This is a genomic window from Brevibacterium jeotgali, assembly GCF_900169175.1.
In the GTDB taxonomy this organism is placed as follows: Bacteria; Actinomycetota; Actinomycetes; order Actinomycetales; family Brevibacteriaceae; genus Brevibacterium; species Brevibacterium jeotgali.
The window spans coordinates 55,206-76,845 of record NZ_FXZM01000002.1 but is presented as its reverse complement, the minus strand read 5'-3'; the positions used below and the strand labels follow the sequence as shown (position 1 = coordinate 76,845).

Annotated in this window: 20 protein-coding genes; 16 read left to right on the top strand and 4 right to left on the bottom strand. The window is 70.0% G+C overall.

The window, feature by feature from the left end:
* Positions 1-33 precede the first annotated feature (33 nt).
* Genes dop through BJEO58_RS02160 form a run of 7 tightly spaced genes read left to right on the top strand, consistent with a single transcriptional unit; the run spans position 34 to position 6,201 of the window.
* Positions 34-1,599, top strand: coding sequence for a depupylase/deamidase Dop (dop, locus tag BJEO58_RS02190; protein WP_101587374.1), 1,566 nt, complete (start codon positions 34-36; stop codon positions 1,597-1,599).
* A 33-nt stretch (positions 1,600-1,632) separates the two neighbouring features.
* Positions 1,633-1,833, top strand: a complete 201-nt coding sequence (locus tag BJEO58_RS02185) for a ubiquitin-like protein Pup (RefSeq protein WP_101587372.1) — start codon at positions 1,633-1,635, stop codon at positions 1,831-1,833.
* A complete protein-coding gene (prcB, locus tag BJEO58_RS02180) occupies positions 1,830-2,642 on the top strand; it encodes a proteasome subunit beta (RefSeq protein ID WP_101587370.1) in 813 nt (270 codons plus the stop codon). The genes BJEO58_RS02185 and prcB overlap by 4 nt, the downstream gene beginning before the upstream one ends.
* The gene (prcA, locus tag BJEO58_RS02175; RefSeq protein ID WP_101587368.1) at positions 2,639-3,289 is read left to right on the top strand and encodes a proteasome subunit alpha; all 651 of its coding nucleotides are present in this window, start codon (positions 2,639-2,641) and stop codon (positions 3,287-3,289) included. The genes prcB and prcA overlap by 4 nt, the downstream gene beginning before the upstream one ends.
* A complete protein-coding gene (pafA, locus tag BJEO58_RS02170; RefSeq protein ID WP_101587366.1) occupies positions 3,286-4,767 on the top strand; it encodes a Pup--protein ligase in 1,482 nt (493 codons plus the stop codon). The genes prcA and pafA overlap by 4 nt, the downstream gene beginning before the upstream one ends.
* A gap of 33 nt (positions 4,768-4,800) precedes the next feature.
* Positions 4,801-5,763: an FKBP-type peptidyl-prolyl cis-trans isomerase gene (locus BJEO58_RS02165; RefSeq protein ID WP_101587364.1), complete on the top strand. Its 963-nt coding sequence runs from the start codon at positions 4,801-4,803 to the stop codon at positions 5,761-5,763.
* A 57-nt stretch (positions 5,764-5,820) separates the two neighbouring features.
* Entirely contained in the window at positions 5,821-6,201 is a 381-nt protein-coding gene (locus BJEO58_RS02160) for an FKBP-type peptidyl-prolyl cis-trans isomerase (protein ID WP_101587362.1), read from the top strand.
* Positions 6,202-6,207: 6 nt separating this feature from the next.
* Here BJEO58_RS02160 and BJEO58_RS02155 read toward each other — a convergent pair whose 3' ends face one another.
* The gene (locus BJEO58_RS02155) at positions 6,208-7,365 is read right to left on the bottom strand and encodes a DUF3866 family protein (RefSeq protein WP_101587360.1); all 1,158 of its coding nucleotides are present in this window, start codon (positions 7,363-7,365) and stop codon (positions 6,208-6,210) included.
* A gap of 52 nt (positions 7,366-7,417) precedes the next feature.
* On the opposite strand from BJEO58_RS02155, the gene BJEO58_RS02150 reads away from it, so the two are divergent.
* From BJEO58_RS02150 to BJEO58_RS02130, 5 genes are all read left to right on the top strand, one after another.
* Positions 7,418-8,497: a helix-turn-helix transcriptional regulator gene (locus BJEO58_RS02150; RefSeq protein WP_180951795.1), complete on the top strand. Its 1,080-nt coding sequence runs from the start codon at positions 7,418-7,420 to the stop codon at positions 8,495-8,497.
* The gene (locus BJEO58_RS02145; protein ID WP_101587356.1) at positions 8,490-9,509 is read left to right on the top strand and encodes a WYL domain-containing transcriptional regulator; all 1,020 of its coding nucleotides are present in this window, start codon (positions 8,490-8,492) and stop codon (positions 9,507-9,509) included. The genes BJEO58_RS02150 and BJEO58_RS02145 overlap by 8 nt, the downstream gene beginning before the upstream one ends.
* 33 nt (positions 9,510-9,542) lie before the next feature.
* Positions 9,543-9,842 (top strand): twin-arginine translocase TatA/TatE family subunit, encoded by a 300-nt coding sequence (locus BJEO58_RS02140; RefSeq protein WP_101587354.1) that lies wholly within the window; start codon positions 9,543-9,545, stop codon positions 9,840-9,842.
* An 80-nt stretch (positions 9,843-9,922) separates the two neighbouring features.
* The gene (gene tatC, locus BJEO58_RS02135) at positions 9,923-10,684 is read left to right on the top strand and encodes a twin-arginine translocase subunit TatC (protein ID WP_101587351.1); all 762 of its coding nucleotides are present in this window, start codon (positions 9,923-9,925) and stop codon (positions 10,682-10,684) included.
* 80 nt (positions 10,685-10,764) lie between these two features.
* Positions 10,765-13,443: a DEAD/DEAH box helicase gene (locus BJEO58_RS02130; RefSeq protein ID WP_101587777.1), complete on the top strand. Its 2,679-nt coding sequence runs from the start codon at positions 10,765-10,767 to the stop codon at positions 13,441-13,443.
* A 65-nt stretch (positions 13,444-13,508) separates the two neighbouring features.
* Here the strand turns inward: BJEO58_RS02130 and secA2 are convergent, their stop codons facing one another.
* The gene (gene secA2 / locus BJEO58_RS02125; protein WP_101587349.1) at positions 13,509-15,776 is read right to left on the bottom strand and encodes an accessory Sec system translocase SecA2; all 2,268 of its coding nucleotides are present in this window, start codon (positions 15,774-15,776) and stop codon (positions 13,509-13,511) included.
* A 63-nt stretch (positions 15,777-15,839) separates the two neighbouring features.
* Positions 15,840-17,549 carry an exonuclease domain-containing protein gene (locus tag BJEO58_RS02120; protein WP_246076001.1) on the bottom strand — a complete coding sequence of 570 codons (1,710 nt, stop codon included), beginning with the start codon at positions 17,547-17,549 and terminating at the stop codon, positions 15,840-15,842.
* A 56-nt stretch (positions 17,550-17,605) separates the two neighbouring features.
* Here BJEO58_RS02120 and BJEO58_RS02115 point away from each other — a divergent pair, with 56 nt between their 5' ends.
* Entirely contained in the window at positions 17,606-18,598 is a 993-nt protein-coding gene (locus tag BJEO58_RS02115; protein ID WP_180951794.1) for an amidohydrolase family protein, read from the top strand.
* Positions 18,599-18,789: 191 nt separating this feature from the next.
* Entirely contained in the window at positions 18,790-19,524 is a 735-nt protein-coding gene (locus tag BJEO58_RS02110) for a polyprenol monophosphomannose synthase (RefSeq protein ID WP_101587348.1), read from the top strand.
* A gap of 113 nt (positions 19,525-19,637) precedes the next feature.
* On the opposite strand, the gene BJEO58_RS02105 is transcribed toward BJEO58_RS02110, so the two are convergent.
* Positions 19,638-19,979, bottom strand: coding sequence for an RNA polymerase-binding protein RbpA (locus BJEO58_RS02105; RefSeq protein WP_101587346.1), 342 nt, complete (start codon positions 19,977-19,979; stop codon positions 19,638-19,640).
* Positions 19,980-20,115: 136 nt separating this feature from the next.
* Between BJEO58_RS02105 and BJEO58_RS02100 the strand changes: the two genes are divergently transcribed.
* A complete protein-coding gene (locus BJEO58_RS02100; RefSeq protein ID WP_101587344.1) occupies positions 20,116-20,490 on the top strand; it encodes a hypothetical protein in 375 nt (124 codons plus the stop codon).
* A gap of 32 nt (positions 20,491-20,522) precedes the next feature.
* Positions 20,523-21,635, top strand: a complete 1,113-nt coding sequence (locus tag BJEO58_RS02095; protein ID WP_101587343.1) for a winged helix DNA-binding domain-containing protein — start codon at positions 20,523-20,525, stop codon at positions 21,633-21,635.
* Positions 21,636-21,640 lie beyond the last annotated feature (5 nt).

Here is a 21,640-nt window from a genome sequence, read left to right as displayed (position 1 = left end):
GCTGAGCCGCTGCTCGGTCCGGGGAGGAGAAGCATGAGCCACCACGAGGTCGCGCCCTTGAGCGTCGTCCGCGTCATGGGTGCGGAGACGGAGTTCGGCATCAGCCAGCCGGGGCGTCCCGGTGCGAACCCCATGAGGGACTCCGCACGCGTCGTCGACGCCTACGCGGCGCCGCGCGGACTGCGGTCGGCGCAGAGCTTCTGGGACTTCAGCGCGGAGACGCCCCTGGCCGACGCCCGCGGGTTCCTCATGCACGAGTCAGACGCGCATGCCACCCAGCTGACGCATCTGCCCGACGCGATGCCCGACGCCCAGTACCTCGCGAACGTCGTCCTGCCGAACGGCGCACGCCTCTACGTCGATCACGCACATCCGGAGTACTCGTCACCGGAGGTCCTCACGCCCCGCGACGCCGTCCTGTGGGATCGTGCGGGCGATCGGGTCGCAGAAGAGTGCGTGCGCACGCTGTCCACCGGCCCGGAGCCTGTGAACCTCTACAAGAACAACACGGATTCGAAGGGGTCGTCCTACGGCACGCACGAGAACTACATCGTGCGCCGCGACGTCGACTTCGAGGCGCTCGCGGAACAGCTCATCCCGTTCTTCACGACGCGGGCCATCCTCTGCGGAGCGGGGCGCGTGGGGATCGGACGCAGCGGCGAGGAGCCCGGCTACCAGATCTCGTCCCGCGCAGACTTCTTCGAGGAGCAGATCGGACTCGAGACGACCCTGCGCAGACCGATCATCAATACGCGCGACGAGCCGCACGCAGATGGGACGCACTGGCGCAGGCTCCATGTCATCATCGGCGATGCGACACTCGCGGAGCCGGCGACCCTCGTGCGCTTCGGCTCCACCTCGCTGGTCCTCGGCCTCATCGAGGCAGGGATCTGCCCGGACATCCGGTTCGCCGATCCGGTCACCGCGCTCCAGACGGTGAGCCACGACCTCACTCTCACCGCCGAACTGCCCCTGGAGGACGGCACCACGACGACTGCTCTGGAGGTCCAGCGCACCTACCTCGCCGCGGCCCGTGAGGCCGCCGGCGCAGCACCGGACGCGGACACGGCCGAGGTGCTCGAGGAGTGGGAGCGCTTCCTCACCTCTCTCGCGCAGGACCCGATGCAGCTCGTCGCGGACATCGACTGGGTGGCGAAGCTCGCGCTGCTGGACAGCTACCGGACGCGGGAGGGGCTGGCCTGGGACAGCCCGAAGCTCGCCCTCATCGACGTCCAGTACTCCGACGTCCGGGACGGCAAAGGACTGTTCTACCGCCTCGAGGCGGCGGGACGCATCCGGCGCCTCACGACGGACGACGACGTCACCCGCGCCGTGGAGGCGGCACCGGGGAGCACGCGTGCCTTCCTGCGCGGGGGCGCGGTCGCCCGCTTCACAGAGGCGGTCGCCGCCGCGAGCTGGGATTCGCTCGTGCTGGAGCGGGCCGACGGCTCGCTCGTGCGGATCGCCCTGCGCGACCCGCACGGGTTCACCCGCGACGAGGTGGGCGACGCCCTCACCGGAGCACAGGACGCCGATGATCTCGTCGCACGACTGTCCGCACCCGGTGACCCGGGGACGGACGCGGCGTCCGATCATTAGACTGTGCCTCACACGACTCCCGAAGGGCGGAACATGACGAGCAGCAGCGAACAGGCGAACAGGGACCGCAATGAGCGTCCCGATCTCCCGGAGGACGACGGACCGGTCGCACCGCAGGCGCAGACCCAGGTCGATGCGACGGCTGTCGATTCCATCCTCGACGACATCGACAGCGTGCTCGAGTCGAACGCGGAGGAGTTCGTGAAGAACTTCGTGCAGAAGGGCGGCCAGTGAGCGGATTCGGCCCCGCGTTCCTCACCTCGACGTCGACGTCGTTCTTCGACCTGGTGAGCTCGCTCAGGCCGGAGGCCCTGCCGGCGACGCCGGGGACTCCGCAGTCCCTGCCTCCGGAGGGCACGACAGTGCTCGCCTTCCGGACCGCGGACGGTGTCCTCATGGCCGGTGACCGGAGGGCGACCGCCGGACACCACATCGCGAGCCGACGGATCGAGAAGGTCCATCGCGCCGACGCGACCTCCGTGATCGGCATCGCGGGCACCGCGGGCCTCGCCCTCGAGCTGATCCGGCTGTTCCAGGTCGAGCTCGAGCACTACGAGAAGATCGAGGGCACGCCCCTCTCACTCGAGGGGCGGGCGAACCGCCTCGCAGCGATGCTGCGCTCCAACCTCGGCCTCGCACTGCAGGGGCTCGCAGTCGTACCCCTCTTCGCGGGACTCGGAGCCCGGAGCGCGCGGGACCCCAGCCCCGTCGGGCGGATCTTCAGCTTCGACGTGACCGGCGGCAAGTACGAAGAGGTCGACCACCACGCCATCGGATCCGGAGCGGGCCCCGCACGCTCGGCGCTCAAGCGCCTGTGGCACGAGGGACTCGATACGGAGACGGGCGTGCGCATCGCGCTCGAGGCCCTGACCGACGCCGCGGACGACGACGCGGCGACCGGAGGTCCCGACATCGTGCGGGGAATCGCACCGCTCATCCGCGCCGTCGGCCCCGACGGGGAGCAGAGGGTGCCGGAGGACGAGGTCCTGGCAGCGGCCTCGGCGCTCGCAGACGTTCAGATGCGCGGGGAGGCGACCCCATGAGCACTCCGTTCTACGTGTCACCCGAGCAGCTCATGAAGGACCGTGCGGAGTTCGCGCGGAAGGGCATCGCCCGCGGGCGGCCCGTCCTGGTCCTCAGCTGCGCCGACGGCATCCTCCTCCTGGCGGAGAATCCGTCGTCCTCGCTGCACAAGATCGCAGAGGTCTATGACCGCATCGGCTTCGCGGCGGTCGGCAAGTACAACGAGTTCGAGGGACTGCGGCAGGCCGGGGTGCGGTACGCGGACCTGCGCGGATACTCCTATGACCGGGGCGATGTGAGCGCCCGCGGACTCGCCAACGCGTACGCCCAGACGCTCGCAGGCGTCTTCACGACGGAGCAGAAGCCGTTCGAGGTGGACCTCATCGTCGCGGAGCTGGGTGCAGCCCCGGAGGACGACCGGCTGTTCCGCATCTCCTTCGACGGCTCCGTCTCCCACGAGAGGGGACACGTGGCGCTCGGTGCGGGAGCCGACGCGATCGCGAAGCGGCTGGCCGACGTCGACGTCACCGCGCTCGGCCTCTCCGAAGCCCTGCGGAGGGGACGGGAGGCCATGGGACTGGCGGCGGACACCGCGATCGAGGCCGCAGTGCTGGACCGCGCCACCGACTTCCACCGCACCTTCCGCAGACTCGAGGGGGACGCATGAAGCGCATCTACGGCCTGGAGACCGAATACGGGATCGCCTTCACCGCGGGGGACTCCCGCCGACTGGGCCCGGAGGAGGTCGCACGATACCTCTTCCGCCCCGTCGTGGAGTGGGGTCGCTCCTCCAACGTCTTCCTGCCGAACGGGGCGCGCCTCTACCTCGACGTCGGCTCCCACCCGGAGTATGCGACGGCCGAATGCGACCGTCTGGACGACCTGATCGCACAGGATGCCGCCGGCGATGCGATCCTCACTGATCTGCTGGCCCGCGCGCAGACCGCGCTCGAAGCCGACGGCCACGACGGCCGCGCCCACCTCGTGAAGAACAACACGGATGCGCAGGGCAACTCATACGGCAGCCACGAGAACCTCCTGGTGCGCCGCTCGATGGACTTCTCTCACCTCACCTCCGTGCTGCTGCCGTTCCTCGTCACGCGGCAGCTGATGGTCGGGGCAGGAGCCCTCATACCCTCCCGGCCGAGCATGCAGGCTCCCGCAGCAGAGTCGAACCGCGCAGCTTCGCAGCAGGAGCAGGGGCCGGCCGCCGGCGAGATCGCCGCGGGCGGATCGCGCGCCTTCGGACTCTCCGCGCGCTCCGATGTCATGTGGGAGGGCCTCTCGTCCGCCACGACCCGCTCCCGACCCATCATCAACGCGCGCGACGAACCCCACGCGGACGCGGAGAAGTACCGCAGGCTCCACGTCATCGTCGGCGATTCGTCGATGCTCCAGGCGACGACCGAACTCAAGGTCGGCACAGCGATCCTCGTCCTCGATCTCATCGAATCGGGCGTGCCCATGGGCGATCGCTCGCTGCGTCACCCCATCCGCGACATCCGACTGGTCGCCCGCGACCTCTCCGGACGCACCGCCCTCGAATCGGCGGCCGGCGGCACGACGAGCGCACTCGCGCTCCAGTCCCTCTACCTCGAGCACGCGACTCGCCTGGTCGAGCGCGGGGACCATTCGCTGGGCGACGACGCCACGGCTCACCGCGTGATCGACCGCTGGCGGCGCATGATCGAGGCACTCGAGGCGGGCGACACCTCGCCCATGGCCGGGGAGATCGACTGGGTGCTCAAGAAGACCCTCATGGACCGCTATCTGGCGCGCAGCGGCGCGGACTGGGACGATCCGCGCCTGACCCGCCTGGACGTCGCCTACCACGACATCACGCCGGGCGTCGGCCTGCTCGGTCCACTGGCGGAATCGGGCCGCACCACCCGGGTCGTCGGCGACGACGCGGTCACCGCGGCGCGCAGCACGCCGCCTGCCACCACGCGCGCGGCGCTGCGGGGGCGATTCGTCGAGGCCGCCCACGCCGCGCGCCGCGATTTCACAGTCGATTGGGTCCACCTGCGGCTCAACGATCAATCGCATCGCGCGGTCGTCCTCAAGGACCCGTTCGCGCCGGACAGCGAACGCGCGGAGGCAGTCATCGACGCCCTCATCGACGAAGCGCCCAGCTCGACCGTCTAGGATCGCTCCGGCACCCATCGGAAGGAAACCCCTGTGAAGAAGACCGTGCTCACCACGGCAGCGGCCACTGCGGCGCTCGTGCTCGTGCTGTCCGCGTGCAGTGCGGAGGAGGCGGACCAGACCGCACCCTCACCCACTGCGGACGTGACGCCGGCCGCGACGTCACTCGACGAGGTGACCGTCGGGGGCGACGTCGGCGAACAGCCCGACGTGAGCTTCGACGCGCCGCTCGTCATCGAGGACACCCAGACCTCAGTGATCTCGGAGGGCGACGGCGAGGCCGTCGAAGAGGGACAGCAGGTCACCGCACACATGACCCTGGTGTCCGGAACGTCCGGCGAGGTCGTCGAATCATCGTATGAGGCGGGAAGTCCCTCGGGATTCCCGACCGACACGGAGCAGATCAACTCAGGTCTCCTCGAAGCCGTCGTCGACCAGCCCGTGGGCTCGCGCGTCCTGCTCTCCCTCAACGGCGCGGCATCCGCCGGACAGCAGTCGGAGACGCTCATCTACGTGATCGACATCGAAGGCGTCGAGGACATCCCGGAGCCGCTCGAGCGTGCGGAGGGCGAGGAGCAGGAGCTGCCCGAGGAGTTCCCGGAGCTCACCCGCGGGGATGACGGTGCGCCGTCCATCTCGCAGCCGGAGGCCGAGGCGCCCTCCGAGCTCACGACCGCCGTCGCGATCGCCGGCGAGGGCCCGGAGGTCGAGGAGGGGCAGAACGTGTCCGTCCACTACACCGGCTGGCTGTGGGACGACGCGAGCGAGCCCTTCGACAGCTCGTGGGAGCGCGGGGAGCCGTTCGTCGTCCAGGGCGTGGGCTCCGCTCCCGTCATCGACGGATGGAACGAATCGCTCGTCGGCCAGCAGGTCGGTTCGCAGATCGTCGTCGCCATCCCACCTGAGAAGGGCTACGGCGAGGCCGGTTCGCCTCCGAACATCCCCGGCGACGCGACACTCGTGTTCGTCGTCGACATCCTGTCCTCGGTCGGCTGAGAAGCCGTACCGACGTACCCCGAGAACACACCGCTCACCCTCGAAGGAGCATGCATCATGGCGAAGCAGAAGCCCGAGATCGATTTCCCCGGCGACACCGCCCCCACCGACCTGGAGGTCGTCGACGATGTCGTGGGCACCGGGCCCGAGGCGAAGGCCGGCGACACCGTGTCAGTCAACTACGTGGGCGTCGCCTTCACGACCGGTGAGGAGTTCGACGCCTCCTACAACCGCGGCACCCCGCTGCAGTTCAAGCTGGGCGTGGGCATGGTCATCACCGGCTGGGACCAGGGCGTCCAGGGCATGAGGGTGGGCGGCCGTCGCACGCTGCGCATCCCGCCCCACCTGGCCTACGGAGCGGGCGGAGTGCCCGGCACGATCGGCCCGAACGAGAGCCTCATCTTCGTGTGCGACCTCGAAGGCGTCGCCGGCGCCTGACGCGCCTCAGGCCACCGGTACGACGGCCGCGGCCGCAGCGCGCCCTGCGGCCGCGGCCGCCAGGAACGCGATGGGATCGGCGGCCAGTCCGCGCCCCATCGTCGACAGGCGGACGGGGGACCCCTCCAGCGCGGAGAGCAGACCCTCGAGACCCACGTCGACCAGCGAATGGCCGGCCTCGGCCAGCTCCGGCAGCTGCGCACGGGTCGTCTCCGCGACCGCACCGGGACTGTGCTCCCATGCGGAGGCGACCGCGGCCTCGGCGTCGGTGAGGGTGTCCGGAGTGGGGACCGGGATGACGCACCCGGGCCGTGCGACCCGCGTCACCGCGGTGAGGGTGTGATGGGAGATCCCGCGGTGACGCTCCCGCGCGTCGGCCTGCGACATGCGCAGGGCGGCGATCGGGACGCCCCCCAGCAGAGCGGCCGCATTCAGATGCTCGCCGACGACGAGCCCGGAGTAGCCGTACGGCGTGCCGGTGCCGAGGTTGCCCGGACCCTGTGCGACCACGACGACGTCTGCGCCGGCGACGTGCACTGCAGCGAGCAGGCCCGTATGGACCGTGACGGCCTCGTAGTCGCCGCCGTGCGCCTGGCCGACGGTCACGGTCGCGTGCAGCCAGCCCGCCTCCCTGAGGCCGTGGACGGCGTGGGAGAACGCCAGCGGCAGCGCGGCCCCGTCCGTCATGATGTACACGACGCGAGCCTGCGGCCGGTCGGCCCGGATCCCCGCGATGATCGCCGGCAGCGAGGAGTGCAGATCGGCGACGATGACCGGGGTGCCGCTGATCTCAGCGGCCTCGGCGAGCGTCCGGTGGTGGGGCGACTCCTGGTCGTCGACCCCCAGCACCATCGTCTGCGACGGGGAGTACCGGTCCTTCACGAGATGACCGGGGCTCGGCGGTGGATCCGCGGGGAGGCGGTCGGGGATCGCCGTCACGAGAGCGAAGCCCCCCGTTCCGAGCCTCCGCGCCAGCGCCGACACGTTCAGGAGCACGTCGTCGTCCGGCTCGGGGGCACCGACGAGGTCGGTGAAGGCCAGCGCCCGCACCTCAGCGGCGTCTTCGGCACCCGGCAGCGGGGTGTGGAGCGCTGCTGTCACCTCCCGTGCACCCGGGCGGTCTGTCAGGACTGTGCGGACTGTCGCGCGACGCCAGTGGATCATGATGAGTACTGTAGGGGACGTGACACGAGTGCGACGTCAGACTGAGCGGCTGATGAACCTGCTCATCGCCCTGCGCGCCGCCCGCGGGTGGACGGACAGGGATGATCTGCGCCGCAGCATCGCCGATTACGCCGATCTCGACGACACGGCGTTCGATCGGCAGTTCTCCCGTGACAAGGCTGCCCTCGAAGCGATGGGGATGGCGATCTCCACGACGTCCTGGGACGATCCCTTCACAGACGGCACGGGCTACGGGTACCGCATCGACGACGCGGGATACGCACTGACCCAGATCGACTTCACCCCGGAGGAGGCGGCCGTCGTGTCCGTCACGCAGTCGCTCCTGGCCGACACCGCGCTCGAATCCGACGCCCGTTCGGCCCTGAACAAGCTGCGCGGACTGGGGGAGGGCTTCGCGCTCGATCCCGCCGACGACTCCGGATCCCGGACTCCGGACGCTCCCTTCGCCGCCGTCCCCGCGCACATCGCGGGCACCGTCTTCGCCGGGCTCCTGCGGGCGGTCGAGGCCCGCCGCGCCGTCGCCTTCGACTACCGCCGTCCCGGTGCGCAGACCTCACGGCGCACGCTCGAGCCGTACGCGCTCCTCACGCGGGGCGACCGTTCGTACGTGGTCGGCCGCGACGTCGACCGGGACGCCGTGCGCACCTTCCGCCTCACGCGCATCCAGGGGCGCCTCCGATCGGCCCCCAGGCGCAGGGACGGCGACTACGGCGTCCCTGACGGCTTCGACGCCGCAGCGCACACCACTCTGGACGGGGCACTCGCACCGCACGACGAGGACGCGAGGAACCCGGCCGTCGACGTCGTGCTCGCGGTGGCGCCGGGACGCGCGGTGCCCCTGCGGGAGTCCGCGCATGACGCGGTCCCGACGGTCCCCGCCGAGGCTCCCACGATCCCCCCGGGCTGGGATGTGCTCGGCCTGCGCACCAACGACCAGTCCGCGTTCGCCGACGGGCTGCTCGAGTACTCGCCGTCCGTCCTCGTGCTCGCCCCCGATTCGCTCGCGCAGCACCACGTCGCGTGCCTCACGCGCACCGCCGATTCGCTCGACGCGCTGGTCGGCCAGCCGCCGGAGACGACCGTCGGAGAAGCAGGGGGCGACCATGCCTGAACGCGCGCACGACCGTCTGTCACGTCTGCTGGGGCTCGTCCCTTACCTCACGCGCAGACCCGGGACCGACCTCGCCGATGTCGCCGCACACTTCGACGTGGCCGCGGAGCAGATCGTCGATGACCTGGAGCTCCTGTTCGTGACCGGGCGTCCCGGGCATATGCCGGACGACCTCATCGAAGCGGAATGGGAGGGGGGCCGGGTGTACGTCGGCAACGCCGACGAGGTCTCCGTCCCCGTCCGTCTGAGCCCCCACGAGGTCGGGGGGCTCCTCCTGGCACTCGACTACCTCGAGTCCGCCCACGAAGCCGACCCCACGACGATCCGCTCCGTGCGGGAGAAGCTGCAGCGCGCCTCGGGCGAGAACTCCGGCGGGATGCTCGACATCTCACCGCCCCGCCTCCCCGAGGAGCTGGCCGAGACCGTGCGCGGCGCCCTGCACGGGGGGACCGCACTCGACATCCGCTACTACGTGCCCGCCCGCGACGAACTCACGGAGCGCACCATCCGTCCGCTGCGGCTGCGGCTGGGCCGCGTCTGGTATCTGGACGCCCACTGCCTCACCTCCGGCGGCGATCGCTCGTTCGCCGTCGACCGGATCCGTGCGGCGACCCCTGCGCCGGCCCCCGCTGCCGGCTCCGTCGCGGACCGTCACGTCGACGCCCCGTCCGCTCCCGCCGTCGCCGAGGTCCCGGACGCCTGCGCCTCCGGAGCCCCGCAGTCCGCGGCGGCGGGACGAACGGGGGTCTGCCTCACTCTGCGGCCCGAGTCCGCGTGGCTCGCTGATGAGATCGACGCGGTCGCCGCCGGCGGGACCCGTCACGACGATGAGCACGGTGCAGGCACGGTCTCACTCGAGCTCCCGCGCGTGGGTCGTGCGTGGGCGGTGCGTCTGCTGAGCGCCCACGGCGGGGGAATGCTGGCCGCGGATCCTCAGGAGGTCGTGCGCCGGGCCGCCGATGTGACCCACGAGGCCCTCGCCCTGTACGCGCGACGAACACCCGAGGACTAGAATGTCCTGGAGCATCGACCCCTAGGAGCCGGAATGCGCCCTGAGCCCATCCATATTCTCATCCTCGTCATCGTCATCCTTCTGATCTTCGGCGCACCCAAGCTGCCGATGATCGCGAAGAACATCGGCAAGTCCCTCAAGGTCTTCAAGTCCGAGGTGGACGACCTCCGCGGCGACAAGGGCGAGAAGGACTCCGAGGGTGGAGAGCGCAGAGAGGTCACGGGCACCGGGTCGGCCCCGTCCGTCGACGACGTGACCGGGAGGAGCTCCGCGGAGTCGCAGAGCAGTGACGACCAGGCGCTGCCCGAAGACGACCAGCGCCGCGACTCCTGAGTCCTTCGGACCCGACGACGACGGTGGAGGCAGAGGACAGAGCGGGCTGGAAACGCTCGAAGAGGAACCCTGACAAGCGGATGCCGCTGTCGGAGCACCTCGTCGAGTTCCGCAACCGTGCGATCGTCTGCAGCGTGGTCCTGGGGCTGGCATCGGTGCTCGGCTGGTTCCTCTACGACCCGGTCCTCGAGATCCTGCAGGCGCCGGTCAACGAGATCGCGGCGCAGGACGACCGGATCGCAGAGCTCAACTTCGCGGGCATCGCCTCGCCCTTCGACATGAAGATCAAGGTGTCGCTCTTCATCGGCTTCATCCTGTCGTCGCCGGTGTGGATCCAGCAGCTGTGGGGGTTCATCGTCCCGGGCCTCACCAAGACGGAGAAGCGGTACACGCTGGGCTTCGTGGCCGCGTCCATCCCGCTGTTCCTCGCAGGCGCGTGCCTGGCGTTCTTCGCGATGCCGAACGCGGTGCGGGCCCTCACGTCCTTCACGCCCGCCGGGGCCAGCAACATCATCCCGGCTCAGGACTACCTCACGTTCGTCATGATCATCATCGTGGTGTTCGGCATCGCGTTCGTCCTGCCGGTCCTCATGGTCGGCCTCAACATGCTGGGGATCCTCAGCGCCGACCGGATCCGCAGGTCGTGGCGCATCGTGGTCCTCATCGTGTTCGTGTTCGCAGCGATCGCGACGCCCGCGCCGGACGCCATCTCGATGTTCTTCCTCGTCATCCCGATGCTCGCGCTCTTCTTCATGGCCTGGGTCATCTGCCTCCTGGGCGACAGGCGGCGCAGGAAGCGACTGATCGCGCAGGGCCTGTGGGAGGATCCGGCTGAGGACTGACGCAGAGAGCGCAGCGCATGCAGTGGATGCACCCGTACGGATCAGCAGCGGCACAGCCGCACGATGAGAGGAGCGTGACGATGAGCGCTGAGCACGACCCCCTCACCGCGTTCGAAGCAGGTCTGGGATTCCCCCTCGATCGATTCCAGCGCACCGCCTGCCAGGATCTCGAGGAGGACCGCTCCGTCCTCGTCGCGGCGCCCACCGGCGCGGGCAAGACAGTCGTCGCGCAGTTCGCGGTGGCCCTCGCACAGCATCGAGGCGTCCGCGTCTTCTACACGTCGCCCATCAAGGCGCTCAGCAACCAGAAGTTCGCTGAGTTCTCGCGCGACTACGGTCCGGAGAACGTCGGGCTGCTCACGGGGGACACGTCGATCAACCGCGAAGCTCCGATCGTGGTCATGACGACCGAAGTGCTGCGGAACATGCTGTACTCCGGCGAAGCGCTCACGGACCTGGGCTTCGTCGTCCTCGACGAGGTCCACTATCTCGCCGACCGCTTCCGCGGACCCGTGTGGGAAGAGGTCATCATCCACCTCCCCGCGCACGTCCGCATCGTCGGCCTGTCCGCGACGGTGTCCAACGCGGACGAGTTCGGAGCGTGGCTGCGGGAGGTCCGCGGCCGCCTGGACATCGTCGTGACCGAGCACAGGCCCGTCCCGCTCCACAACCACATGATGGTGGACGGCCGGATCCATCGCCTGTTCCGCGCGGGTTCGGGAACAGAACTGGAGCCGGACCTGGTCCGCGCGATCCGCCAGCACGAGAAGTCGCAGGGCGGGGGACAGGGGAACCGTCGCGGACGGGGCGGCCCGCCGCGCCGTCGAGCCCGCGCGCCCAGGGCATCGCGCATGGAGATCCTCAACCGCCTCCACGAGGACTCTCTGCTCCCTGCGATCTTCTTCATCTTCTCCCGCAACGGGTGCGACGAAGCCGTCGAACAGCTGCTCACGCGAGGGGTCGACCTCACGGATGCGGAGGATAAGCGCGCGATCGAGGCCAGACTGGACGAGCTCGTCGAACAGATGCCGCGAGAGGACTTGGGCGTCCTCGGCTTCGGGACCTTCTCCACGGGGCTCCTGCACGGATTCGCCGCCCACCACGCAGGCATGATCCCGCAGTTCAAGGAACTGGTCGAAGACCTCTTCGCTGCGGGACACCTGCGGGCGATCTTCGCGACGGAGACGCTCGCCCTCGGCATCAACATGCCGGCACGCACCGTCGTGCTCGAGAAGCTCGTGAAGTTCAACGGGGAAGCGCACGTGCAGATCACGCCGGGGGAGTACACCCAGCTGACCGGACGCGCCGGGCGGCGGGGCATCGACACGGAGGGCCACGCGCTCGTCGTGTGGCAGCCGGGGGTCGACGTCGCGGACATCGGCGCCCTCGCATCGAAGCGCACCTACGCCCTGCGCAGCCAGTTCGTCCCCACGTACAACATGGCGGCGAATCTGCTCGCGCGCATGGACCGCGATTCGGCCGGAAGCGTGCTGGAGACGTCGTTCGCGCAGTTCCAGGCCGACACCGGCGTCGTGGGGCTGGCCAAGAAGCTGCGCCGCAACGAGGAGGCGGTGGACGGCTACCGCAGGTCCATGACGTGCGATCGCGGTGACTTCGCCGAGTACTCGCAGCTGCGTCGCGCGGTGTCCGTGGAGGAGAAGCGGCAGCGGCGCACCCGTTCGAAGTTCCGTCAGCGCGAAGTCATGGAGTCGCTGGGCCTGCTGCGAGTGGGCGATGCCATCACGCTGCCGTCGAAGCGGTCACTGGGTGCGTGCATCGTCCTCACCCCGATGCAGCGCAAGGAGTCGGACACGCGCCTGCCCAGCGTGCTCACGGAGGAGGGCCGCGTCTGGCACCTGCGGCCGCACGAGGTGACGGAGCCCGCAGTGAAGCTGGGGCGGGTGAAGTTCCCCAAGAAGTTCAACCATCGTGTCGTCGAGCAGCGCAGGCGACTGGGCGAGACGCTCATCGATGCCCTGGCCGACGGCCGCGTGAAGGATCCGACGACGGCGATGGCAGAAGCCCGCGAGTCCGGGAAGAAGGACCGTCCGCCGAATCCCGACGCGGCCCGCGTCGAGCAGCTGCGCGAGGAGATCCGGACGCACCCGTGCCATTCCTGCCCGGACCGCGAGAACCATGCGCGCTGGGCCGAACGGGCGGAGAGGCTCGAAGCGGAATCGGCCTCCCTGCGGGCGAAGATCGAAGGTCGCACCACGTCGATAGCGATGGTCTTCGACCGTGTCTGCGACGTGCTCACGTCCGTCGGATTCCTGCCCGACAGCCAGATCCTCCGTCGGATCTACGGTGAGCGGGACCTCGTCACCGCACTCGCCGTGCGGGGCGGGGTCTTCGACTCCCTCAGCGAGCCGGAGATCGCCGCACTGGCCTCCGGGCTGGTCTACTCCGCACGGCAGACAGAGACCTTCGGCGTCCCCCGTATGCCGACGGCATCGCTCGACGCCGCAGTCCTGGACGTGCACGGTCTCTGGAGGACGGTGACGGAGCTCGAGCGCTCCGCACGGCTGAGTGACACCCCCGAACCCGACTTCGGGATCGGGCGGCTCGTGTACAACTGGACGGAGGGCGCCTCTCTGGCGAGCACTCTCCGGGGGTCCGGCATCGCCGCCGGAGACTTCGTCCGGTGGGCGAAGCAGACGCTCGACATCCTCGGGCAGATCGCGGACGTCGCCGAGCCCGCGACCGCCGTGCGCGTCCGCAGGGCTGCTGAGTCGATCCGTCGCGGAGTCGTCGCGGACTGACGGTGCGGCGCAGGCGCCGTGAGGCGCCTGCACCGCGGACTCGTGTCCGTGCCGCCGTCGCCGTGTCAGGGTCGCCGCAGCGACTTCACCACCGTCTCGAGGTCGGAGCCGAAGACGTTCTCCGTCGTCAGGTAGGTCCAGGTCGACGACGGCCGCTTGAGGCCGTGGGCCGGCAGATCCACCCCCTCGCCGGTGAAGTCCGCTTCTGCGAGCACATCGTGCGCACGGGTCAGGACGTCATCCCAGAAGCTCGCGAACGCGCCGATGGACTCTTCGTTGAACGCCTCGTGGGGCTTCTCCCGCGCCAGGGTGCGCAGGTGGATGCCCTCGCGGAGGTCGTTGAGGAACGCGAGGTGATCGACCCAGCGCTCGTCGACGGCGAAGAGGAGGATGTCGCGGATGGCGGTGTCGAGCACGTCGGCGGACTGCTCGCCCTCGATCTGTGAGACCCGTTCCTCACCCAGCAGGTCTCGGACCTCGTCGGGTCCCCGCGTGCCGTCGCGCACCTCGTCGCGACGCGTGAGAACCAGCTGACGCTGCTTCGCCATGAGGTCGTTGAAGCGCCACGTGTCGCGGTGCACCGCGGTGTTCTCGCCCTCGGCCATGCGCTGTGCGTGCTCGACGAGCAGCGCCGCGCGCTTCGAGGTGATGAGACCCGTCTCGTCGCCCTCCTCCACGAACCGCTGCGCCTCCGGCACGCGGCTCATGAGTTCGTCCTCGAGGCTCGTGAAGAAGACGGAGCTGCCCGGGTCGCCCTGGCGTCCCGCACGACCGCGCAGCTGATCGTCCAGTCGGGACGATTCATAGCGTCCGGCACCGATCACCAGCAGTCCGCCGGCCTCCGCCACCTCCTCGCCGCCCAGCCTGATGTCGGTTCCGCGACCGGCCATCTGCGTGGAGACGGTGACAGCGCCCGCTTCACCGGCACGGGCGATGATCTGCGCCTCGCGGGTGTCGTCCTTCGCATTCAGCACCTCGCAGTCGATGCCCCGCTCGCGGAGCCTCTCCGCGAGCGACTCGCTCTCCGCGACGGAGCGCGTGCCGACGAGGACCGGGCGATCGAATGCGTGGGCCTCCGCCACCTCCTCGACGATCGCCCGCTCCTTCGACTCCTGGAAGGTGTACAGCCTGTCGACCTCATCGATGCGGATGACCGGCTCATGGGGTTCGACGGGTACGATCTCCAGCTCGTAGAACTCACGGAGGTCGTCGCCCACAGCCAGCGCGGTCCCGGTCATCCCGCACACGTGGCGGTACGAATGGACGAGCTCCTCGACCGTCATCTGATCGAGGATCTCACCGCTGGTCGACGTCTCGACCTTCTCCTTCGCCTCGACGGCGGCCTGCAGGCCATCGGGCCAGCGCTGCAGCGAAGCGATGCGGCCGCGCGATGCGTCGATGAGCTTGATGGCGCCGTCGACCACCAGGTAGTCGACGTCGCGGTGGACGAGCATGCGTGCATAGAGGGCCAGGTTCACCGAGGCGAGGGTCCCGGCGTCCTGCCCGTACAGCTCGACGTCGAGTGCATCCTCGACCTCGTCGATGCCCGCGGTCGTGAGCGAGACTGCTCTGCGATCGTCGGTCACCTCGATGTGCTCGTTCGGGTCGAGCCGCGCCACCAGCCGGGCCACGCGCTGATCAGCGTCCTCCTTCTGCGTCGAGCCGGCCAGAACCAGCGGTACGCGGGCCTCGTCGATGAGGACTGAGTCCGCTTCATCGACGATCACGACGTCGCGGGACTCGACCCGGACGTCCTCATCGGGCAGCCGGAACCGATCGCGGAGGACATCGAAGCCGATCTCCGACACGGAGCCGTAGACGACCTCCGCGCGGTAGGCCTCGCGGCGCTCCTCCTGGGACATCGTGCCGGACACTGCCGAAACGGAGACGCCCAGCAGCTCGAAGACCGGCCCCATCCAGCCCCGGTCGCGCACGGCGAGGTAGTCGTTGACGCTCACGACGTGGACGCGTCGCCCCTGGAGGGCGTAGCCCGCGGCTGCGAGCGCGCCGACGAGGGTCTTGCCCTCACCGGTGAGCATCTGCACGACGGTGCCGTCCAGCAGTCCCACGAGGCCGCGCAGCTGTGTGTCGTACGGACGCTCGTCCAGCACCCGCTCCGCGGCTTCGCGCGCCAGCGCGACGAAGCGGATGAGCTGCTCCTCGCGGCTGCCCGTATCGAACACCACGGCTGCGGCAGCGGTGAGCTGTTCATCCGTCGAGTCGGTGTACTCCTCCTGCCGCTGTGCGACGGAGTCCTGTGCGCGGTCGAACCAGCCGATCCGCTTGTCGGCCTGCTCTCCGGGCCGGTTGAGCAGTCGCGAGAAGAGTCCCATTCGTCGTGTGCACCTCGTCGATAGCGTGTGGGGCCGCCGGGTCCACCCGGGGTCGGACCCGAGTCAGTCTAGGCGTTCCAGCGGCCAGTCCCCGCTGACCACCGCTGTGGGTCGCCTGCGTCGCAGGAACTCCTGCAGCGAAGCGGCCTGTTCGCGCTTCCACACGGTCTGCTGGTCGTGGAGGGCGACGGCCGGCGTCTCCGCCAGTGCGGGGGAGGAGCGGGCGAGGGCGAGGGCGATGAGACCGGCTGCCCGCGCGTCCTCGAGTGCGTCGTGAGCATCATCGAGCGACACGCCGTAGTGCTGCGCCAGGGCTCCCAGAGTGCGCGGTCCCCGGCGGTACGTGTCCACCTCCCGATCCACGACCAGCGTGTCGAGGACGGGTGGGAGGCGGTCGAGCAGCGAATCGGGGGAGGGGAGGATCCCTGCCCGCACCGCCTCCGCCGCGAGCACGGTCAGGTCGTAGACGATGTTGTGCCCGACGAGCGTCGTGCCGGACGCAGACAGGGCGCACACGGCGTCCATGATCTGCGGCAGTGCCACGGCGGTCGGCTGACCCTCTGCACGCGCGCGCTCGGTCGAGATGCCGTGGACCCGCTGAGCGGCCTCCGGGATCTCCACACCGGGATCGACGAGCCACGTGCGGGCGGGGCCCTCGTCGCCGCCGGCGAAGGGGAGCAGGGCCGCGGACACGATCCGACCGGTGTGCGGATCCACCCCCGTCGTCTCGAGGTCGAAGGCGCAGAAGTCCGCGGCCCACCCTGCCGAGGTGCTGTCGACCGCGCGATCGACGGGTGCGCCTCCGACGACGGGCTCCGCCGTCGCTCTCACGTGCTCGGTCGTCTGCACCTCGACGTCGTCGCCGGTGAGGGTGGCCAGCAGCCGTGCGACGGATCGTTCGAGGCCCCACAGACCGCTGAGCTCTGCGATCCGCGCCGTGTCCGGCTCACCGCCCGCAGCGGCGACGAAGTCCGACACCGCCAGGTCCGTGAGGCCCTCCATCACCCGCTCGCCCGCACGCACGCCGTCGGCGTGGGCGAGGATGTTCTCGCGGCGTCGGGCAGAGAGTCCGTGCTCCTTGTCACCGCGCTGCGCGGCGGCGATGATCGCATCAAGGCCTCCGTAGCCGGCCACGAGCCTCGCCGCCGTCTTCTCCCCGATCCCGGGGACACCGGGGATGCCGTCCGACGGGTCGCCCCGCAGAGCCGCGAGAGCGCGATACGCGTCCCCGTCCGCCACGCCGTAGGCGGCCGGCAGATCTGCGAGCGCCGTGGTCTCCCAGCGTCCACCGGTCCGCGGGCGGTGCACGCACACCCTGCGACCGGGCGCCAGCAGTGCCAGGAGATCCCGGTCGGACGAGACCACGACGATGTCTTCGTCACCGCCCTGGGCGACGATCGACGCGATGACGTCGTCCGCTTCGGTGCCCGGCACCTCGGCGATGGGGATGCCGAAGGCATCGAGGGCATCGAAGATCACAGGCAGCTGGGCCTCCAGCTCCGGCGGCGTCTCCGTCCCCCGGGCGGGATCGGTGATCCGATGCGCCTTGTACTCGGGCAGGAGCGCGGTGCGGAAGTCCGGACGCCAGTCCGCGTCCATGACCGCGATGATCCTGCGGGAGTCCCATCGACCGACCAGCTGGCTGATCGTGTCGAGCAGACCCTTCGCCGCATTGACGGGTCGACCGTGGGGCGACCTGATGGTGTCCGGCAGACCGTGGAACGACCGGTAGTAGAGAGCCGGGGTGTCGAGCACGAGCAGTGGTGGTGTCACGAGCGCCACCCTACCGGGTGCCTCCGACGCAGAACCGGACGTGGGAGAATCGCGGAATGACCGATATGCCGACGATCCTCCACAGCGGCGACGTGTACTCCAGCGTCGATCCCTTCGCCACCGCCATCTCCTTCGCAGGTCCGACCGTGTCCTGGGTCGGCGAGGACGAGGCGGCCGCTGCGACGGACGGAGATCACACGGACCTCGACGGCGACCTCGTCGCCCCCGGATTCGTCCATGCGGGGCTGCTCCTCACCGGCGACGATCCCCAGCCCGGCGCACTCGTGGAGGCGGGCATCACCACCGTCCACGTGCTCGGCCCCGCGGACGCCGTCGCAGCCTTCTGCGACGCGGCACCGGCCGCCCTCGCGATCACCGCGTACCCGGCGGCCTCCGACACTGGGGCGACCAGCATCGCTGCCCGTGACCTCGCGGACGCCCTCACGGTGGACCGACCTCTCTACATCGTGGCGGAGGATGAGGCGGACCTCACAGCGGTCCTCGACGCCCTCGACGACGCCGAGGTCCGCACGCGGGCCCAGCGTTCGCTCTGGCGGATCCTGGTGACCGGCCCGGTCCCCGGCGACGCCGTGGACCGGCTCGCTGCGACCGGCGTGGGTGTCACGCTCGACCCCCAGGCGCATGACCAGCCGCTCGCCCCGCTCCTGGCCACGGGGGCTCAGGTCAGCTTCGTGCTCGATCCGGCTTCTCCGTGGAGGACCCTCGCAGCGGCCGTCTTCAGCGGCAGCGCCGGCATCTCCGCCCGGGCGGCCTTCAACGCCGCCACGCGATTCGGCTTCCGGGCGATCGGGAGCTTCGAGGGCGGTGTGCTCGCTCCCGGCGCAGAGGCCACGGCAGTGCGCTGGAAGGTGGGCGAGCTGATCGTCCAGGTGGCTGACGATCGTCTGGCCGCGTGGAGCACCGATCCGCGCTCCGGCACACCCGGACTCCCGGACCTGTCCGGCGAGTCGCCTCTGCCCGTCGTCCGCGACGTCTGGGTGCGCGGACAGCGACACGCGTCGTGTTCTGCACCGATGCAGACGCCGTGACAGCGCCGGTTGCGACAGCAGTTACCCCTGGGTAGATTGCTCCCAGACGCCCTCCAGGGGCGAGGTCCGGCGGCGGGCCATTAGACAACGCAGGTGCCCTGCACCTGCGGCCCGAAGGCCCAGCCGCCGGACCGTTTCGCTTCTGGCCGGACAGATCACGACCGCCTCGACGCTCCGCTAGAGTTGCACCGATGAAGACACTGGTCGTGATCCCCACGTACAACGAGATCGACTCCCTCCCGCGGACACTCGCAGCCCTGGACACCTGGGCTCCTGCCGCACATGTGCTGGTGGTCGACGACGGCTCACCCGATGGGACGGGAGAGTGGGCGGACCGTCATGCGGAATCCGATTCCCGCGTGAACGTCCTGCACAACTCCGTCAAGAGCGGGCTGGGCGGAGCCTACCTCGCCGGTTTCCGGTGGGCGCTGGCCCGCGACTGGGACATCGTCTGCGAGATGGACGCCGATGGGTCGCACCGCGCACGTGACCTGCCGCAGCTGCTCGCCGCTGTGCGCGATGGAGCGGATCTGGCCATCGGGTCCCGCTGGGTGCCCGGGGGCGCGGTCGTCAACTGGCCGCGCAACCGCCACCTGCTGTCCCGGGGCGCCAACCTCTACGCGAACGTGCTCATCGGACTCGGCGTCAGCGACGCGACCGCCGGCTTCCGCGCATTCCGTCGCGAGACCCTCGAGACCCTGGACCTCGAGGACGTGGAGTCGACGGGCTACTGCTTCCAGATCGACATGACCCGACGGGTGAAGGAGGCGGGGCTGCGCATCGCAGAGATCCCCGTCACCTTCGTCGAACGAGAGCTCGGCGAGTCGAAGATGGACGGCGACATCATCAATGAAGCGCTCGTCCGTGTGGCGCGCTGGGGCGTGCAGCGCCGCGGTCGCCAGCTGCGCGGCCTCGCCCGCCGCTGAACACGGTTGCGCGCAGGCCGGGACCGGTCCCGGAGACGACACGAGGCCCGCACGAAGGCGGGCCTCGTCGCCTCACTGAAGAGGCGGATTCTCACATCGTCCGAGCCGATCGCTCAGTTCGCGGCGGGAAGATCCCCGCGGCGGTAGGCGAGCCTCTCGTCCAGGAGCACCTGGAGCTCTTCGAAGGAGCGGCGCTCGAGAAGCATGTCCCAGTGCGTGCGCACGGGCTTCACGTCCGATTCCTCCGTGGCACCCCCGTCGACGCGGAGACCCACGCCGTGGGTACCGGAGTCCCACTGTGCAGGGATGTCCGCCTCGACGGAGAAGGGCACGCTGAACCTGTGCCCGTCCTCACAGCGGTACTCGACGAGCTGGCGCGGCGCCGGCTCGACGCCCGCTTCCGATTCGAGGCTCCGGGATCCCAGCTGTGTCCCTCGCAGGCTGCGTTCGCTCATATGACTCTCACTTCTCCGCGTCTACTCTGCGTCGTCCGACTCGGTCGTCTGACTCGTCCACTGACAATTGTCTGCACCGAACACAACAGCCTACCCTCCCTGGACATTCCCGTGCCGACAGGGGGATCATGGTCGTATGACCAGCACGCGTGAGCCCATCGAACCCGACGACGTCTACGAATCCGGCGAATGGACCGCGGGCAGGCGGCTCCGCCACGCCGCCGACACGGTCGCCCGGGGCGCCGGCACGGCATCCCGCACTGCCGTGGACGCCACGCGCACGGCGAGGCACTACGCGGGGAGCGCCGCCCGGTATGCCCGCGAGGGCGCCACCCGCGCGGCGGCTCCCGGCGGCGCGGTCGACTGGACCGAAGAGCGCCTGACCCGCGTGCTCGACGATGTCTCCGGTCGTGTGCCGACCAGCGGTGAACGCACGGATCGCGCCTTCGACACCGCCCGATCGACCGTCGTCGTCGGTGCACGCCGCGCACGCAGGCTGCTGCGCGGCTGATGAGCCCCCGGCACTGATCGATCGGGCCCGTCGTGGATCGTCGCACCCTCGCAGGACTGCGCATCACCGCGCAGGGGCTCCCCACAGCCGCCGCCTGGACCTCGGTCCACGCGGCGGCGAGTGCGTTCGGCGCCCATCAGGGACAGGACCTCGCCGGCGTCGTCGCCTCGCTCGCGCTGCGGACCTCCGGCGCAGTCGATCCGGTCCTCGACGCCTTCTCCACCGGCCGCATCGTCCGCGGCTACCCCATGCGGGGGACGGTCTTCGCCGTCGCTGCGGAGGACCTCTCCTGGATGACCCAGCTGTGCGCTGACGGCCCGATCCGGGCAGCGGTGAAGCGCCGGCCCCAGCTGGGACTCGAGGATTGGCACGTCTCACGCGCGGCTGACGTCCTCCTCGGCCTCGCCCACGACCGCTCCGCACCGGGACGGGGGACCGGGGTGCCGCGCGCCGAACTCTTCGACGCATGGCGCATGGCGGGCATCGACCCGACGGGCGGGCGCGGCTACCATCTGCTCGTCCACCTCATCTCGACCGGTGTCGCCGCCTACGGGCCGTGGACGGGGGAGGACACAGCCGTCGTCGATGCCGCACGGTGGCTGCCTGCGGGGTCGACTCTGAGCGATCGGTTCGACGATGATCGGGTCGCCGCGACCGCGGAGCTGCTGAGTCGCTATCTCCAGTCGCACGGACCTGCGACCCTGCGGGACTTCGCATGGTGGACGAAGCTGCCGCTGCGCACGATCCGCTCTGCGCTGCCGCTCATCGAGGACACCGTGGAGTCCGGACCGATTCCGGGCACGGAGGAGACCGCGTACTGGAGACCCGGGCTCACAGAGGAGTATGCCGCGGGGGAGAAGGACGCGATGCGCGAGCTGCTGCTGCCGGGCTTCGACGAACTGGTGCTGGGCTACCCCGATCGGCTGACATTCATGGACGCCGCGGACCACGCAGCGCTCGTCCCCGGCAACAACGGCGTGTTCAAGAGGGCTGCGATCCGCCGCGGCCGGGTCGTCGGCACCTGGACGAGGAAGGGCGCGGCCGGGCGCAGAAGCCTGTCGCTGACCCCGCTCGCAGCCGTATCCGACGCCCAGCGCGCGCGCTTCGAGCGCCTCTTCGCGGCATTCCCCTACACTGCGCTCTGACGCAA